The sequence below is a fragment of the Thiolapillus sp. genome, assembly GCF_048562965.1.
Classification (GTDB): domain Bacteria; phylum Pseudomonadota; class Gammaproteobacteria; order Chromatiales; family Chromatiaceae; genus Thiolapillus; species Thiolapillus brandeum_A.
This window is the reverse complement of the sequence record NZ_JBHNMF010000294.1, coordinates 1-4,209: the sequence shown is the minus strand read 5'-3', so window position 1 is coordinate 4,209 and position 4,209 is coordinate 1. Positions and strand designations below refer to the sequence as shown.

General features: G+C 60.1%; 4 protein-coding genes. 2 read left to right on the top strand and 2 right to left on the bottom strand.

The features are described 5' to 3' along the window. Positions 1 to 852 (bottom strand): right-handed parallel beta-helix repeat-containing protein (locus ACOCD2_RS13445; RefSeq protein ID WP_293672780.1); only part of this gene is annotated, 852 nt, incomplete at its 3' end. A gap of 94 nt (positions 853 to 946) precedes the next feature. After that, on the bottom strand, positions 947 to 2,197 hold the full coding sequence (locus tag ACOCD2_RS13440; protein WP_293645405.1) for a glycerate kinase type-2 family protein: 1,251 nt from the start codon (positions 2,195 to 2,197) through the stop codon (positions 947 to 949). Positions 2,198 to 2,227: 30 nt separating this feature from the next. On the opposite strand from ACOCD2_RS13440, the gene ACOCD2_RS13435 reads away from it, so the two are divergent. Both ACOCD2_RS13435 and ACOCD2_RS13430 read left to right on the top strand, forming a co-directional pair. Next, the gene (locus ACOCD2_RS13435) at positions 2,228 to 3,157 is read left to right on the top strand and encodes a hypothetical protein (protein WP_293645407.1); all 930 of its coding nucleotides are present in this window, start codon (positions 2,228 to 2,230) and stop codon (positions 3,155 to 3,157) included. Then, positions 3,154 to 4,191 carry a hypothetical protein gene (locus ACOCD2_RS13430; RefSeq protein WP_293645409.1) on the top strand — a complete coding sequence of 346 codons (1,038 nt, stop codon included), beginning with the start codon at positions 3,154 to 3,156 and terminating at the stop codon, positions 4,189 to 4,191. The genes ACOCD2_RS13435 and ACOCD2_RS13430 overlap by 4 nt, the downstream gene beginning before the upstream one ends. The last annotated feature ends 18 nt before the right edge of the window (positions 4,192 to 4,209 follow it).

Here is a 4,209-nt window from a genome sequence, read left to right as displayed (position 1 = left end):
GACGAAGGTTTTCCCGTAGTCCGCGTGATCGACCACGGCAGCAGAATCCTCGCCATCCACCAGATCAAGCTGCCGGTTGCCGGACTCGATCCAGTTGTAGCGCACCACCAGCCCCGCCGACCTGTCCTTGAGGTTGTTGCCTTCGGCCCCGTCTCTCAGCGGCCCCAGGTAGTTGTTCTGATAGATGATGCCCAGGGCTGATGTATAAGTGTTGTGCTGGTAGATGGAACCTTCGATGCCGTTGTCGTAAATGCGGTTTCCCTCGATGAGGATGTCCTGGGTTCTGCCGCCATTCACGCCGATGAACAGGCCGTTTCCCGAATCCCGCAGGATGCAGTTCCGGATGGTCAGGTGCTGTGCCACTTCAACATACAGGGCAGCAGCATTGCTGGCATAGTTCTGGTCCGATCCATGATCATCCGCAAAGCCATAGGGTGGACGACCGGAACGGATATCCAGGTTCTCGATCACAATGTACGTGGGTGGCACCTCGTTGGGATTGAGATCGCCCCCGATCTTGAGCACACCGCGAGACTCATTCCAGTAGCTGATATTACGCGGTGTCTGCGCATCCCTGCCGTCGATGACGGGCAACTGCCCCGTGGGGCCCGGCACACCGGAAACAACGATGGGCTGCGCGGCAGTCCCCAGACCCGACACGATCCACTTCTCCCTGTATGGCGTGCTTTGCCAGTGAATGAAGACATGATCGCCGGCCTGCAGATCGTTCCAGGGCACATCGGCAATGCGGGAAAGGGGCTGCCCCGGACCGATGTGATAGTCGGCAGCAAATACAGTATGGCAACACAACAGGCTGACAAGGATGGCGGCTGAAAGATTCTGTCTGATCATGAGGGACTGCGATAAACCGGGGATCTATGGCAGCAATCTAGCAAAAGTTCAGGCAGACATTCGTGAACCAGGCTGCAATCGTGACATGACGATCTCAGCCGGATTCCGGCACTTTCAGTCCGATGAGCAGATCCATGACATTGGTGCCCGTAGGGCCGGTGGAGATCAGATCACCTGTTGCCTCCAGCACGCTGCCACTGTCTGCCTGTTCGAGCGCCAGCGCCGGGTCGAATCCCTCGTCCCGCGCGCGCTGCCAGGTGCTGCCGTCGACCAGGGCGCCGGCGTCCTCCCCCGGACCGTCACTGCCATCGGTGCCGGCCGCCAGAACCAGCAGGTCGTCTCGCCCGGCAATCTCCCGGGCAGCCGCCAGCGCCAGATGCTGGTTTCTGCCACCGCGCCCCGGATGCGGCGGCAATACCACCGTGGTCTCTCCCCCGACGACATGAACCCCCGGCGGGGCTTCCGACAGCGAGCGGGCAAACGCTGCCCCCTGCTCTGCGGCATCTCCCTCCATCGGGGGGTACCCGGCATGGGCCACATAGCCCAACGACCGGGCCTTTTGCGCCACTGCAGCAACGGCCTGTGCCGACGTGGCAACCAGATGGTGCTGAGGCACGGTTGTCTGCTCCGGTACAGGCGGTCTCATCGGCAGTGCAGCCAGCCATTCAGGCAGATGCGCTGGCAGCTTCCCCTGTGGGCTCGGAAACAGCAGCCCCGAGCCGATAACGGCAGGATCATCGCCGGGCACATCAGACACCAGCAGCACCGTCGTGGGCCGATGCGCGATGTACCCGAGCAGCCCGCCACCCTTTATTTCGGAAATCCTACAACGCAGGCTGTTCATGGCATGAATGTCCAGGCCGCTGCCGAGCAGCCAGCGGTTCAGGTTTTGCAGGTCATCCAGGGAAATGCCTGCCGAAAGCACTTTCACCAGGCTGGACGCACCACCGGAGATCAGGAACAGCAAGGGCTGTTTTTCAGGCTGATCCCGGATAAAGTCCAGCAGCGCCTGCCCCGCAACAAGGCTGCTTTCATCCGGCACCGGGTGCGCCGATTCCATCTGAATGATCCGTTCATGAGATGCAAACCGAGGATCAGCATAGCCTTTTCGGGTGATGACCAGCCCCTGCAGCAGCCTTTCCCCCAGTGCCCGCAATGCCCCCTGCATCATGGCCGGCGCCGCTTTGCCGATGGCCGCCATGGCAAAAGATGCCCCGTCTGACTGGCTCAGCCAGCGGGCAACCGCCCGCTCACCGTGGACGGACTGCAAAGCTGCCTGGTAGATGTCCAGCAGATCCCGCCGGTATCTTTCCCTGTCGCTGCATGTGTTAACATCGGTAATCATATGGAGTGAAACGCCCAGAGGTCGGAATTCTTGCAGATTATTACATTTCGCAGCCATTTCAGCCGCAATACCCTGTTACTCATGCTGCTGCTGGCAGCTATCCTCGCCGGTATCTCGATATGGAAATTCGATCTGATCAAGACCGTCTATTTCAAGGACCAGCTGACGGCTACCGGCTGGATCATCAACGGCGCCATTGTCGCGCTGTTCCTGGTGGGCATCCTGCGCATTATCGCCATCTTTCTTTCCTACAGCCGCGAAGAAGCCGCCACCAGCCGCTTCATCCGCAACCAGGAAGAGGAAGCCGAAAACCCCCTGGACCAGGTGCCGCTCAACAGTATCATCGCCCGTCGCTATCTGGTGATGGAACGTCTGTTCGACGCCAGCACACCCATCAACCAGGGCGCCCTGGCCGCCACCCTGCTGGCCAATGAAAGCACGCGCACCAGCCTGCCAAAATACATCAGCAACATTCTCATACTCACCGGCGTGTTCGGCACCATCGTATCCCTGTCCCTGGCATTGCTGGGCGCTTCCGATCTGCTGGAAAACGCGGTGGATGTCGGCGGCATGGGGCTGGTGATACACGGCATGTCCACGGCGCTGTCCACCACCATTACCGCCATCGTCTGCTACCTGTTCTACGGCTATTTCTACCTCAAGCTCACCGATGCCCAGACCAATCTGCTCAGCGCCATCGAACAGATCACCACGACCTACCTGGCACCGATGTTCGTGGTGGAACAGGAAACCACCCTGTATGAATTCACGGGGCTGGTGCGCTCGCTGCAGTCCCTGGTCAAGCAGATGCAGGTCTCGCAGAAGGTGGTGACCAAGGCCGAGGCCAAACTGCTGGCCACGGTGGATGAATACCAGAGCCAGATGGATGAAAGCAACAGGGACATGAGTGCCGTCATCAAACTGCTCAGGCGCGGCTTCCGCCTCCGGGACGACGAATGAACGAACACGGCGGCTTCATTGATCTGCGCCTGAACAACCAGGACAAGCAGGGCAACGAAAGCTTCTGGCCCTCTTTCACGGATGTCATGACCGTGATCATGATGATCTTCCTCATTTCCATGGTGGTGGTGCTGCTGCGCAACATGGAGCTGGTCAAGGAGATCCGCGCCACCATGGAGGCCGAGCGCCAAGCGGTGGAACTGGCCCGCTCCACCGGCGCCGAAAAGGCAGACCTGGCCAGCCGGCTCGATACTGCCATGGAGCAGCTCCAGGCTGCCGATACCCGCGTCAACGAACTGCAGCTTCAGGTGCTGCGCCTGCAGGAGCAGAACAAGGTGCGCGCCCGCGCCGTTGCCGACCGTGACCGGCAGCTGAAAACCCTGCTGGAAGAACGCAACAATCTCACCCAGCGGGCAACCCAGCTCATGCTGGACAAGCAGGCGGCCGACAAGGCCGTCACCGCCGCCAGGGCGAAGGAAACCCTGTCCAGGCGGCAGCTGGCAGATTTTCAGCAACAGTATGCACGGCTGAAAGAACAGCTCGACCGGCAGAGCCTGCAGATTGCCGTGCTCAAGAACAAGCTGAGCAACCAGGAGCAGCAGCTGGCGGCAACCCGGGAGGAACGCCAGACCGTGGAAGAGAAATACCTGGTGCTGGCCGACGAATACGACACCCTGAAGGTGCGCTACGACAAGCTGGTGCGCCCTGCCCGTTCCGCCAAGGGTCGTCACCTGGTGGAAGTCCGCTACTTCAAGAAAGGCGGGAAACCCCGTATCGAATGGCGCGACGGTCACACGGGAGAATTCAGGGCGTTGTCACGCAGCCAGCTGGACAAGGCCCTGGCCAGGCTGAAAAAACAGCATGCGGACGGGCTGTACGTGAAAGTCATCCTGCCGGAAGACAGCGGCCTTTCCTACAGCGAGGCCTGGACCTTCACCAACGACCTGCACAAGAAATACGACTACTACTTCCAGGAGCCGGCTGAAAAATCCAACGCTCCTACAAACGCTTCTGAAAGCAATTCTCAACAGTGATTGCAGGCCACCGCTAAG

Bases quoted from the DNA above. Each gene is read 5' to 3' on its own strand.
- ACOCD2_RS13440 (WP_293645405.1), bottom strand. From the start codon at position 2,197: ATGATTACCGATGTTAACACATGCAGCGACAGGGAAAGATACCGGCGG.
- ACOCD2_RS13430 (WP_293645409.1), top strand. From the start codon at position 3,154: ATGAACGAACACGGCGGCTTCATTGATCTGCGCCTGAACAACCAGGAC.